This window comes from Microcoleus sp. Pol12B4, from assembly GCF_036701385.1.
Classification (GTDB): Bacteria; Cyanobacteriota; Cyanobacteriia; order Cyanobacteriales; family Microcoleaceae; genus Microcoleus.
The window spans coordinates 1-12,165 of record NZ_JAUBQR010000204.1; the positions used below are offsets into that span (position 1 = coordinate 1).

11 protein-coding genes and 1 pseudogene are annotated in these 12,165 nt (G+C 46.4%); 7 read left to right on the forward strand and 5 right to left on the reverse strand.

Translation table 11 applies throughout. The features are described 5' to 3' along the window. The first annotated feature begins 322 nt into the window (after window positions 1-322). From QUA38_RS22850 to QUA38_RS29475, 3 genes are read left to right on the forward strand one after another with little or no spacing between them, the layout of a single operon-like run. On the forward strand, window positions 323-529 hold the full coding sequence (locus tag QUA38_RS22850; protein ID WP_333165879.1) for a hypothetical protein: 207 nt from the start codon (window positions 323-325) through the stop codon (window positions 527-529). Next, entirely contained in the window at window positions 517-831 is a 315-nt protein-coding gene (locus QUA38_RS22855; protein ID WP_333165881.1) for a transposase, read from the forward strand. The genes QUA38_RS22850 and QUA38_RS22855 overlap by 13 nt, the downstream gene beginning before the upstream one ends. A gap of 34 nt (window positions 832-865) precedes the next feature. Continuing rightward, entirely contained in the window at window positions 866-1,084 is a 219-nt protein-coding gene (locus QUA38_RS29475) for a transposase (protein ID WP_445305090.1), read from the forward strand. Window positions 1,085-1,489: 405 nt separating this feature from the next. On the opposite strand, the gene glgB is transcribed toward QUA38_RS29475, so the two are convergent. From glgB to QUA38_RS22870, 3 genes are all read right to left on the reverse strand, one after another. Further along, window positions 1,490-3,784: a 1,4-alpha-glucan branching enzyme gene (gene glgB, locus QUA38_RS22860; RefSeq protein WP_333165884.1), complete on the reverse strand. Its 2,295-nt coding sequence runs from the start codon at window positions 3,782-3,784 to the stop codon at window positions 1,490-1,492. Between the two features lie 654 nt (window positions 3,785-4,438). Further along, window positions 4,439-4,585, reverse strand: coding sequence for a hypothetical protein (locus QUA38_RS22865; RefSeq protein ID WP_333165886.1), 147 nt, complete (start codon window positions 4,583-4,585; stop codon window positions 4,439-4,441). A gap of 410 nt (window positions 4,586-4,995) precedes the next feature. Beyond that, on the reverse strand, window positions 4,996-5,208 hold the full coding sequence (locus tag QUA38_RS22870) for a serine protease (protein ID WP_333165888.1): 213 nt from the start codon (window positions 5,206-5,208) through the stop codon (window positions 4,996-4,998). Window positions 5,209-5,546: 338 nt separating this feature from the next. On the opposite strand from QUA38_RS22870, the gene QUA38_RS22875 reads away from it, so the two are divergent. Both QUA38_RS22875 and QUA38_RS22880 read left to right on the forward strand, forming a co-directional pair. Continuing rightward, window positions 5,547-6,122, forward strand: a complete 576-nt coding sequence (locus QUA38_RS22875) for a hypothetical protein (RefSeq protein ID WP_333165890.1) — start codon at window positions 5,547-5,549, stop codon at window positions 6,120-6,122. 294 nt (window positions 6,123-6,416) lie between these two features. Continuing rightward, entirely contained in the window at window positions 6,417-8,318 is a 1,902-nt protein-coding gene (locus tag QUA38_RS22880) for a penicillin-binding protein 2 (protein WP_333165893.1), read from the forward strand. A 300-nt stretch (window positions 8,319-8,618) separates the two neighbouring features. On the opposite strand, the gene QUA38_RS22885 is transcribed toward QUA38_RS22880, so the two are convergent. Further along, window positions 8,619-9,179 (reverse strand): transcriptional regulator, encoded by a 561-nt coding sequence (locus tag QUA38_RS22885; RefSeq protein WP_333165895.1) that lies wholly within the window; start codon window positions 9,177-9,179, stop codon window positions 8,619-8,621. A gap of 491 nt (window positions 9,180-9,670) precedes the next feature. Then, the gene (locus QUA38_RS22890) at window positions 9,671-9,922 is read right to left on the reverse strand and encodes a hypothetical protein (RefSeq protein WP_333165898.1); all 252 of its coding nucleotides are present in this window, start codon (window positions 9,920-9,922) and stop codon (window positions 9,671-9,673) included. 139 nt (window positions 9,923-10,061) lie between these two features. Here QUA38_RS22890 and QUA38_RS22895 point away from each other — a divergent pair. Beyond that, window positions 10,062-10,265, forward strand: a pseudogene (locus tag QUA38_RS22895) (precorrin-6A/cobalt-precorrin-6A reductase); the annotation flags it as partial. A 267-nt stretch (window positions 10,266-10,532) separates the two neighbouring features. Continuing rightward, on the forward strand, window positions 10,533-12,068 hold the full coding sequence (locus QUA38_RS22900; protein WP_333165900.1) for an NAD(P)/FAD-dependent oxidoreductase: 1,536 nt from the start codon (window positions 10,533-10,535) through the stop codon (window positions 12,066-12,068). The last annotated feature ends 97 nt before the right edge of the window (window positions 12,069-12,165 follow it).

The following is a 12,165-nucleotide window of genomic DNA, read 5'->3' on the forward strand; positions in this document are numbered from 1 at the left end:
TGGTAGGGAGCGATGACGTTTCTCTTCAACCTTCGTTTTAGTAATCGCCTCTTCAATTGCACTGGCTGGAATTGCTACAGCACTTTCCGATGTTATGAAGTACAATAGATCATTGGAATATCTGATAGCCAAAGCTAATGAAATCCTATTCCCTCGACCTCCGATCAAAAATAGTGACAGCACATTTAGTAGAAAAGATGTCAATTAGGAAAGTAGCCAGTCGGTTTGGTGTTACTAAAAGTCTGGTTCAAAAACTGGTCAAGCAACAACAAACTGAGGGAAACTTACTTCCAAAAAAAAGGGAAAGCCCCGATTCAGCCATTTGACTAATGCAGAAGCAGAAGTCAGAGCATTAGTAGCCGAGTATCCCGATGCTACTTTAGTTGAATTATCTGAATTATTGCTACAGAAAACGGGGAATTGGGTGAGTCGGACGGCCCTGTGTCGGTATTTACAAAAATTAGGACTCAATCGTAAAAAAAAACATGGTACAGTAGCCAAGCTGGAACAGAAAGAGTGCAAAAGTTAAGAGTTGAGTATTGGAAAAAAATTAAAAATATCGAGGTTCAGAACCTAGTATTCTTGGATGAAACTGGGATGATGCTGGGTTTGGCTAGGACTCATGCTCGTTCACAGGTAGGGACAAGAGTAGGCGGAATCAAGCCATTTTATCGAGGGTCTAAAGTCACAGTTATTGGCGCAATTAGTCTGAAGAAAGTTCTAGCAGTAATGACAATGAATGATTCAATGGATGGTCCAGCCTTTGCTGTATTTATTGAAAAGTTTTTAGGCCCTCAATTATGGCTCTTGTGCCGTAGTAGTGATGGATAATTTACCAGCTCATAAACTCACCTCAATTGTACCAATGATTGAAAGTGTAGGTGCAAGTGTTATTTGTTTATCCCCCTACTCTCCCGATTTTAATCCTATTGAAATGTGGTGGTCACAGCTTAAATCGTTTTTGCGAAGGTTTGCTCCCAATACCTCAGCAATGATTGATAGGATAATAGCCGTTGCCCTTAACTTAATGAATCCTAACCATTTAAGAAATTGGTTCACTGATTGTTGCTACTGTACGTCATAACAGCGGAAAATGCTGTATCTCTATGGCTGTGAATATCTCCTTACTTGGGATTTTGGGAGATACTAATGAGAAGTCTTTGAGATGCACCTTACTTGCTCTCCATTTTTGGACACCGTACCTAATTTACCACTATTTCAGACTTAACTGAACCGTATTGGGCGATCGCCAGTCCAAGTTCCCACTTATATGTATAAAAAATGACCATTGTGGTTCACCAAATTCCGCAAAAACCTATTGTGACAGTGGAGGGTGGCGAAAGTGGGTTGTTACCCTGTCAAGATATTCATCACAACAAAACAAAAAAAAACCGATTTCTTGGAGAAACCGGATTTCTGAATACCCTCAAACTTTTAGGTTTAATAAAGTTTTGATTATTCTTAACTCAAAACTCTCACGACTCACAACTTAAAACTCTTGAGATTTGGCTGTTGTTTTTGCCCGATCGAGTTTTAAAATCAACACCCCCAAAGGTGGCAAACACAAGTCGATCGAATAAGCGCTGTTGTGGAACCACCACTCCTCAGTCCACTTGCCCCCCAAATTCCCCATATTGCTGCCGCCGTATTCCCGCGCGTCGCTGTTAAACAACTCTGTATAGAAACCTGGTTCCGGAACTCCTACCCGATAGTGAGAGTGGGGCTGCGGCGTAAAATTGCACACCGTCACCACAAACTCGTCCCCGTCCTTCTCTCGACGCACAAAGGCCACGACACTGTGCCGGTTGTCGGTGCAATCAATCCACTCAAACCCATCCTCAGCAAAATCTTGACTGTAAAGTGCCTTTTCGCTGCGGTACAAATTGTTCAAATCCTTAAAAAACAGCTTCAACTTTTGGTGCGGATCGAATTGCAGTAACTGCCACTGCAAATCCCCCCAAACGTTCCACTCGTGCCACTGGCCGAACTCCATCCCCATAAAGATCGTTTTCTTTCCGGGATGAGAAAACATAAAAGTAAACAAACACCGCACGTTTGCAAACTTTTGCCATTCGTCCCCTGGCATTTTCCCGATAATGTGGGCTTTGCCGTGGACTACCTCATCGTGGGACAAAGCCAGCATGAAATTCTCGCTGTGGTTGTACCACATACTGAAAGTTATGTTGTTCTGGTGGAACTGGCGGAACCACGGGTCCATGTGGAAATAGTCGAGCATATCGTGCATCCAACCCATGTTCCACTTCAGGTTGAAGCCCAAACCCCCTACATAGGTCGGCCAAGATACCATCGGCCAAGAGGTAGATTCTTCGGCGATCGACAGCGCACCTGGGAAATAGCTAAAAATGACGTGATTCGCCTGCCGCAGAAAATCTGCTGCCTCGATATTTTCCCTGCCTCCGTACTGGTTGGTCAACCATTCTCCGGGTTCCCGGCAGTAATCCAAATAAAGCATCGAAGCCACCGCATCTACGCGAATCCCGTCGATATGGTACTTGTCAAACCAGAACAGAGCGTTTGATACTAGGAAATTCCGCACTTCGTTGCGGCCGTAGTTAAATACTAGGGTTCCCCACTCTTTATGCTCGCCCTTGCGGGGATCGGCGTGTTCGTACAAGTGAGTTCCGTCAAAGAAAGCCAAACCGTGGCCGTCTTTGGGGAAATGTCCCGGCACCCAGTCCACCAGTACGCCAATGCCGTTGGCGTGGCACTGGTCAACAAAATACATGAAATCTTCAGGTTTGCCGTAGCGGGAAGTTGGGGCGAAATAGCCGGTTACTTGATAGCCCCAAGAACCGTCAAAAGGATGTTCGGCGATTGGCAGCATTTCGATGTGAGTGAATCCCAAATCTTTGACGTAGGGTATCAGCCGATCGGCTAATTCCCGGTAAGTCAGAAAGCGCGCCCCGGGATTGAGTTCCGAAACCTGCACGGGGGGTTCTATTTCCCCATTTGGTAGCACGGCAGGTTCGTCAGTAGCGGCGTGCAGCCAAGAACCGATGTGGCATTCGTAAACTGAAATCGGCTGCGTCAGTTGATCCGTGTGCCGCCGCTTTTCGATCCAAGCGCTGTCGTGCCAAGTGTAGGTGTCTAAGTCGGTGACAATTGATGCGGTTTTCGGTCGCACTTCTTGCTGGAAACCATAAGGATCGGACTTTTCGTAGGGATGTCCGTCTTGGTTTTTCACTTCGTATTTGTAGGAAGTTCCCACGGATAGTCCCGGAATAAATAATTCCCAGATGCCATTTTGCGATTTCCGCATTTGATGTTTGCGGCCGTCCCAATAGTTGAAATCTCCTAAAACAGAGACATTGCGAGCATTCGGAGCCCAAACGGCAAAATATACTCCTGTGATGCCACCTACCTCGGTGAGGTGCGCCCCGAGTTTTTCATAAATGCGGTGGTGATTGCCTTCTGAGAATAGGTGCTGGTCGAATTCTGTGAGTTTTGGCGATCGAAAGGCGTAGGGATCGTAGATGAAGCGCTCGTGTTCCCCTTCTTTGACCCGCAATTGATAGTTTGCTAGTTCTGGGGTGTCGATCGTACATTCAAAAAAGTGAGGGTGATGCTCTGATTTCATCGGGTATTCGGCCCGGGCCTCCGGCACAACTACGGATACTGCATCCGCATTCGGCAGATAAGCTCGGACGACCCAGACTTTTTTGCCATTTTCTTCGATCGCGTGAGGGCCTAGCACTTCAAATGGATCGTGGTGCTGATTCCAAACAATGCGGTCAATCTGTTCAAAGGGGACGGTCGCGGGCATAAAACTACTTACCTCAATCTTTTAACTAAATGGCTTTCAAAACCTAGAGTGGCGCTGCACTTTACATTTCGATACATTTTTGATCGCTGATCCTACCACTGATTAGCATGATCTTGCCTGCTGCAGATCCAGCGCGCGCCCTTGCACACACAGCAGGCTGTTGCCTTGCCGGCGGCGGAGCTGGGGTTTGACTGCTAACATCTAAGTATAGAAATATTAAAACAAATTGAAAAATTTATATTTTTTCCCAACTACCATTGACTTTTTAGTTAATATGTGATATTAGAATTTTTCCAACTATTGTCGATTTGCCACTGCAGGAGGGTCAACCCTGTAAGTGTTGGGGAGCAGTTAATAGTTTACCTGGAATTTTCAGGCAGGGATGAGCGCCCGATCGGTAGACTTTCACATTCCGGAGGCTGAGTTGGCCCACAAAGCCCGTGAATTTGGGCAATACACTTAAACAGCGAAGGATGCTTAACTCGGTCGGTATTGAGGAATCAAAGCTCAAGACCTCAGCATGGTGACAGCAGCAAGCAATATCTGCCATGCTCAAGGCATCACCTACGAAACTAGCACCATCCTACCAGCGACGGTGCCATAGGTTTAAAGCAGCACTCAGGCGCAACTGGAGTGAGTTTTGCTAAGGCAGGGTTAATACCGAACTGGATCTGCGCCAATTGAATCACTAAACTGCCTCAAAACAAACGGGTCGATTTGCTTGCCCGCACCGGGGCGAAACTCGTATTCAACAAATCGAGTAGCCATGGCGATGCTGTCATCGAGCCAGTCTTCGATCATCCAAGCCTTAGCTTGCTTTTTTCTCGTCTGTGGGAATAGCGGCGGGGAAGGAAAGCCAGACTCGATCGACAGTGCAAAATTTGCGTCGAGTCGGCGAGCTCCTACGGTTGATATTCAGTTGAGGCAGCAGCACTGGCAATGTCCTCAAACATCCTGTCACAGACTTGAGTTTCAAAACGAGCAGGCCGGCCGGGAGTCAAATTTTCTACTTGAACATGAACGCTCTTGTAACGCAGCGAATTAGCGGACTTTGCAGCACTAAGGGGACGTACTGAAGTTTAGTAAAAGCATCAGACTAAAACTAACACCCAACTTGAGACCTAGACCTATGAGATGAAAAAATGCGAGGAGCGAACGATTTTTCACCTGGAGGCTAGGCTCGTTGGGCAAACACTCTCGGATCGCCCTAGTTAGGGAGTCTTTTTAGGAGCAGGGGTAGTAGTTGCACCAGCCCCTGGAGTAGCCTTTGGAGTTTCCTTAACTGCTGGAGAAGAAGCAGGAGGAGTAGTAGTAGTGCCACCGGGAGTGGGGCTAGAGCTAGGAGTGGTGGTATCACCTCCGCAGGCGCCGAGGGCTACTGCCAAGCCCACTACCAAAGTCAAACGAATTAATCCCTTGTTCATAAAAACTCCTTAACATTGAAAACCCATCGCAAGGAAGGGAATAGTTTACTTGAGAAACAATGCTGGCACGAATAGCTCAACGATTCGCTCGTTGATTACAATACTGCATTTATTCATAAATTTCACATAGATTATCGCTAACCAGCAAAGATTTCTTTTTTTTTTGCAAATCCTGAAGTCAAAGAGAGCAGTGGTAGGATGGGTTGGTTGGCTTGTGAGGTATCTTTAGGTAAGGATAACCGATCGAACGCAGATGGCCACCACTGGCGATCTGGGAGACAAAAACTCTTAACCTCAATCAAGCTGAAGCTACCCCACTTTACGTATTGGTGAACTCTATGACCGCTGCTATCAGATCCCCCGATTCTCCCCGCTCCCGATCGACCCGCAAGCCCGCTGCTGGCGCAGCCAAAAGCAAAGTTACTTCTATTGCCCGAGCTAGGCGGGCGAAGACAGGACCGGTATTGCCCAACTACTCGCCAGCCGACGAACAGGCTCAGGCTCGATCGTCCTCATCGGTGATCAAAGTCCTGCCCAATCGCCAGCAGCAGCCAGTGTGGTTGCGATCGCTCCTGCAGGCACAGCGCGCCTCCTCAGTGGTAGCAGTTATGCTTTTGGGCGGTGCTCTGAGTCTCTACGGCTTGACTGTTTACGGCGAGCAGCGCTGGAGTCAGGAGTATCAAAAACTGGAAACTCTGCGCCTCCGGGAACAGCAATTGAGTGCTTCTAGCGAAGTCTTGAAACACCAACTGGCTAAAGAAGCCCAAAATCCCGAAACCGGTTTGGCTCCGCAGAATCCTGGGGACACGATTTTCTTGCAGCCGGCCCCTGAAACTCGATCGCCCGTCGCGGCACCAAATTCTGAACCCGCTCTCAAGAAGGGAGCCGGTGTGGAAACACCGCTGGGCTATTAAACCTGTGTCAAAGCGGAGAGCGCCCGAGGGCCTGAGTGTCCGAGGGCCTGAGAATTGGAGGCTCTAATTTCCTTTTTGACTTTTTTGCAAGTCGCGATCGATTTTCTGCTTCCAACCGGAAGTTACAGATTAAAAATAATTAAGACCACTTCAAAAAACAGAATGCAACTGTAGGTGTGATCGAAACCCTGATAGGGACTGCTCATTCCCAAGTCGTGAATTTTATATTTTAAGATTTAAGTTATAAATTATAAATTCTAAAACGCTCTAACTTGCTATTGAATTTTTAATGCCATGAGCTACGACCCCCGTTTTGACCGCTACAGATCGCCGAATTTCAAACGCACAAAACAGGAGGGCGATCGCACTGGGTGGGAAAAACCAGCCAAACCTAAATCTTCGGGCAGTTTCGGCCGATCGCCACAACAGACGGCTGCATCTTGGGGACGTCCGGTGGAGCGTTTAAAGCGCAGCAAGTTCCGTTTGTGGGCCGTGTGGGCGGTGTTAATGCTGGGAGGGCTGGGGCTGGCTGTGAATTTGTTTTATTTGCAGGTGACGCGAGCTCCGGCGCTGCGTAAACAGGCAGAGCAGCAGCAAACTCTCAAAACGAAGCCGTTTGTACCGAGACGCCCGATAATTGACCGCGCAGGGAATGTTTTGGCGATCGACAGACAGGTGTACACGCTCTACGCTCACCCGAAGTTGTTTAACCACTCGAAGGCGGAAATTGCTGCTAAATTGGCTCCGATGCTGGCGATCGATCTGAGTCCGGGAACTACGTCGGAAACTGAATTGATACGCAGGTTTAATCTTGCTGAAAGCGGTATTACAATTGCGGAGTCTCTGCCTCAAGAGGTTGCCGATCGTGTCTCTCAGATGCAAATTAAAGAGAGTCTGGTCGATGGCTTGGAGTTGCTGCGGCAGCAGCAGCGTTTTTACCCGCAGCAGGAGTTGGTGGCGGATATCCTCGGTTATGTGGACGGGGAACGGAAGGGACAAGCCGGGGTGGAATACAGCCAGCAGAATTTGTTGGAACGATCGATGCCGTCGATTCAGTTTAGCAGGTCGAGCAATGGGAATTGGGTTCCCGATCGGCTGACGGCGGGATTTGTGCAGCTTGATGACTTGAAATTGCAATTGACGATCGACAGTCGCTTGCAGCGGGCTGCCCGAGTTGCTCTCAAGGAAAAAATGAAGCAACACGATGCGAAGCGGGGCACAGTGATTGTGATGGATGCCCGTAACGGAGAATTGCTGTCAGTTGTAGCGGAACCTTCTTATGACCCGAATCAATATTTTAATTTCGATCTGTCGCGCTATAAAAATTGGGCTGTAACTGATGTTTATGAGCCTGGTTCGACTTTTAAAGCGATTAATGTGGCGATCGCTCTAGAAGCGGGTGCGGTGAAACCTAATACTGTGTTTAAGGACGAAGGTCGGATTTTCATGGATGGCTGGACTATCCAAAATTCCGATTACAAATTCGTAGGGGCGCGCGGCCCTTCGACTGTTACGGAGATTTTGAAACATTCTAGCAATGTGGGGATGGTACACGTAATGAGAAGTATGAAGGCTTCTCTTTACTATCAAGCTTTAGAAAAACTCGGACTCGGACAAACTGCGGGAACTGATTTGCCTTTTGAAGTAACCAGTCAGCTTAAAAATCGAGAGCAATTTATTAACTCTCCGGTGGAAGTTGCTACTACCGCCTTTGGGCAAGGTTTTTCGATTACCCCGATGCAGTTGGTGCAGCTTAACGGCGCTTTGGCTAACGGTGGCAAGTTGGTGACTCCTCACGTTGTGCGGGGACTTTTTGATAGGGACGGTGAAGCTTATTGGAAGCTTCCGAGGCCGGTTCCTAAGCAGGTTTTTTCGCCGGAAACTACTAAGCAGGTGTTAGAAATGATGGAAACTGTGGTTGATGGTGGTACGGGGAAAGCTGCACAAATTCCTGGGTATCGGATTGCTGGAAAAACGGGTACGGCTCAAAAAGCTAATGCTGGTGGGGGTTATTCTGACAAGGCGATTATTACTAGCTTTGTGGGGATAATGCCTGTGGAGGCTCCTCGGTATGTGGTTTTGGCGGTGATTGATGAGCCGAAGGATGGTTCGGGGGGTACGGTGGCGGCGCCGATTGTGGAGTCGGTGATGGAGGCGCTGATTTCTATTGAGAAGATTGCGCCGAGTAAGAAGTAGTTGATTATATCTGAGATGTGGCGTCAGGAATTGACCTCGAAGATAAGCATCGACAACAAGGCTATTGAGGGCACGGCAATGCAGTTTCCCTACCCCAAAATCGTTGAATGCGCGATCGGATATAACGATCGACAATAGGGCTATTGAGGACGCGGCAATGCTCCAAAATAATCGTAGCTTGCCGGGTTGCGGGTGATCTGGCGATCAGATGTAACAATCGCCCAATTTGTAGGGAAACACCACTTCCATGTACTGATTTTCGGTAATATGGTTTTCCCGGACGCACGCTACCTCAGTGGCTCAGTAACAATATCTTTTGTCTTGAGCTGTAGGTTGTCTTTGGGAGATGCGTTTATGTCCTAGGAGAGTGGAAATGATGATGCAGCGTTGGCTGTTTCTTAAATTGGGATGATATAGCGTTAGGGTTCCTTTGGCTCTTATACTCGTTAGGGTGCAGTCATGGTCGCTTCGAGATACGGGGCAACCTCGATGGTTGAACATGACTCGCCGGATTGTGCCGTTTGTTTTTTGCTCGTTGTTTTCATTTACTTGGAGCACTGTTGTTTCATCTGTATCTATTTTAATTTGCGGTTCTAGGTTTTTCCATTGACTGGCTGGTACTTGAGCTGGGGAAATGTCGGCTGGGTGAACGGCTATTTGTACATTTTCTCCTACTTCTTTGAAGCTGGCTTGCCATGAAATTTTGGATCGTTTGGCGTTGCTGTGGGCAAGTTCCATTGCCCAGTAAGCTCGATCGAGCGATGCCTTTAAACGATGGTTGTTGATGAACATTAGCCAAGAGGGGGCGACGATCGCACTAAATATTCCTATGATTAAAATAATTATCAATAGCTCTATCATTGTAAAACCTGCGACAGGTGTAGTGGCTCTGCCTTTGAGCGTTTTATTTATTGACACGTAGATGCACTCCCTAATATTTAGCTGGCCAAAAAACAGCTAGGAGGAGCTATTTTTTATTGGCTATATTTTAACTTTTGCTTTGGGGAGTGTATAGATCGGTATTTACTGAAAATTTATGCACATTTAAAAAAGCGGGTGAGGACACGGTAGTCAGGAAACGGTAGTGCGGTTTCCCTACAGCAGTTTTGTCGAGCGCCCGATCGCATCCGAGCCTGAAGGTATGTATGGAAAATTTGAGTTTTGCAGCTAAGCTAAAAATTAGAGTTTTGAGGTAGGAGTTTTGAGGTAGGAGGCTGAAGGAAAGGATCTCGTGAGTTTATGGCGTAAAATATAGCAATCAATACAGTTAGAGGAATCAATTTTTATTGAGGCTATCGATTAGACTTGCCTGAAGTCAAGGCGGAAACTTGTGCTCAAATTGAGGGACGAATTTACTTTTGACGGTCGTGTTTTAGCGTCAAGAATAGTTTGTCCTCAGTGTGATAATTATACAGAAAAACTCCATCATAATCTTGCGAAGTTCTGGGCAATCGCGCGATCGGATATAACGATTGCCCGGTTAATGGTAGGGAAACGGCACAGGGGTTTCCTAATTTAGGGTAACGGGTAAAATCAACCGGATCGGATGTAATGATCGCCGATTTGTAGGGAAACGGCAGTGCAGCGCCCTGATTTCGGGTCATATCGTTTTCCCTGACGGACCCTACATCAGTAACTATTTGGTTTTTGATGTGGGCGATCGCTCCTCCTGCACTAAATACTGCTGTACCTAACGGTAAATTGTTATTAGCAAGGGGGCGTTTTTGATTAGAAGACCAGTGGCAATTACTATTAGAGTATCAAATTGATACAATTTTTAGAAAAAACAGCGACGGCAGTGCTACTTATGCTAAAATTACAGCAGCTAGGGAACTGGAAATTCCGGTTGTGATAGTGCATCGCCGGCAGATTCTCTATGCTGAGCAGGCTGCTGATGTGGAAGAAACGATAGCTTGGTTAATTAAGCAGTTATTAGTTATTAGTTAAATCCTTGGGGTGATCGGAATGTGCCAGCTCGCCTCCACTGAGGTTGTAGCAGCCAGACTGTAAGAATTGCTCTCCCTCTTAGTCTATAACCACTTAGACTACTATCAGCAGTTAGGTGGAAGAGCGCTAATTTGATGGGGTGACAGCGCCTCTATCTTTTTGAGAGCGATAAATTAAAACTTTTCTCAGTGCAAGGCTTTCCGGTTGCTGGTCACTGCCTCAGTAAAATTATTCTAATACCCATACCAAATAAGGAGACTCAAATATATGCAATACAAAAACGGTATGCCAATTGCCATTATTGGCGCGGGAATATCAGGCATTACGACAGCCCATATTCTCAAGAAAAATGGTTTCGCAGCAGTTGTTTTCGAGAAATCCGAAAGGATTGGCGGAGTATGGGCACTTGCATACCCAAACGTACACCTGCAAAATATCAGGGAACAGTATCATTTATCTGATTTTTCTTGGCCATTCACCCCTGATTTACATCCCACCGGAGAACAAATCCTGAATTATTTAGAGCAAGCGGTCAACCATTTAAATCTTGATGTGCGGTTAAATCATGAAGTTATGGAACTCAAAGAAACAGAAGATGGCTGGCTATTAAAATATAAAAACCAGGATAGAGTTCATGAAGAATTATTTGGATACGTCGTTATCTCAGTTGGGCAATATACAGAAGGAAAGTATCAACCTGAATTTCCAGGTATAGAAGATTTCGGCGGGAAAATCATCACTGAACGGGATGTCCACACGCTTGATATATTCGACAATCAACGAATTGTAATCGTTGGCTTCGGAAAAAGCGCTTTGGACATGGCGACTTTCGCAGCCAAACAAGGCGCACAAGTAAATCATGTATTTCGTACACCGCGCTGGCTTGTGCCAGAACGAATTTTGGGCGTACATTTTACCTACCCATTATTCAGCCGTTTTGGAACAGTGATGATGACAAGTTGGGCACATCCAACCGCCATTGAACGTTTCCTGCACAATCGCCTTGGCTTCATTGTTTCAGCTTTTTGGGATTTAATTGCATCCATCTTCCGCTTTCAAGTTCAGCGAAATGTTTCTGGAAAAGATCAAGAGGCTCAGCGCCGCATCAAAGCTGTACAACCAGATCACAAACTATTGCCTGATTTACGTTCAGCCACAGCGGTTGCGCCTGAAAATTACTATCCGTTTATTGCAGAAGGAAAAATCTCGCCCCACCGTGCAGAATTATCGGGTTTTTCGCGACAAGCAGTAAAATTGAAAAATGGTTGCGAGATTCCATGCGATTTAGTGGTTCTATCTTTGGGCTCGCAAACGCCAGTTTTTGCATTTTTGCCTGATAAATATCGAAAAATGTTGGAAACCGAACCCGACGGCGTGCAGTTATATCGCCACTTGCTTCATCCTCGCATTCCTGGCATTGCCTTTGCCGGGTTCAATCATGGATATATGCACGTGCCAGCAGTCGAAATTGCCACACAATGGCTATGTGCTTACTTGCGTGGTGAACTTGAGTTACCTTCCTGCGAAAAAATGGAAAAAAGTATTGAATATATCCGCGAGTGGAAACGCGCAAATATTCAATTTGAACCTTCGCGCTCCTGTGCGATCAATACTCGCTTTCAACAATATATTGACATCATGCTTAAAGATATGGATGTTTCTCCTTATCGAAAACTGCCTAATATTTTCGCTGAGATATTCGGCAGATATCAACCATCAGATTATCTTGGCGTATCGGAAGAATATAATCACAAAAATAAAACTCGCTCTACTCCATTACACCCTCTTCCGTTGGATACATAATTGCTTCCCAAGCTTATACTATTTCTCCAAAATTATGCTACAGTATTTAGTGCCGATAGAATGTAATCCCATCCGGTTATCGATGTTATTGTCTCCA